The organism is Bifidobacterium vespertilionis (assembly GCF_008698145.1).
In the GTDB taxonomy this organism is placed as follows: Bacteria; Actinomycetota; Actinomycetes; order Actinomycetales; family Bifidobacteriaceae; genus Bifidobacterium; species Bifidobacterium vespertilionis.
Map to the genome: position 1 here is coordinate 1 of NZ_RZNZ01000043.1, position 257 is coordinate 257.

A 257-nucleotide genomic window follows, 5' to 3' on the forward strand; every position below is an offset into this window, starting at 1 on the left:
GGTGGACGGACCTCTGGTTTGCCGGTTGTCGCGCCAGTGGCATGGCCGGTTGGCTACGTTCGGAAGGGATAACCGCTGAAAGCATCTAAGCGGGAAGCCTTCTCCAAGATGAGGATTCCTTGACACTTAGAGTGTTGTGACCCCCCATGTGGATGACGTGGTGGATAGGCCGGGTGTGGAAGCCGTGCGAGCGGTGGAGCTGACCGGTACTAACGGGGGAACGGCAATCCCATTACACACTTGTTGTGTGTGTGGTT

At 57.6% G+C, this 257-nt stretch carries 1 rRNA gene; it reads left to right on the forward strand.

Annotation, left to right across the window (positions count from 1 at the left end):
• Positions 1-233 (forward strand): 23S ribosomal RNA (locus EMO90_RS12045); the annotation flags it as partial.
• Positions 234-257: the final 24 nt, after the last annotated feature.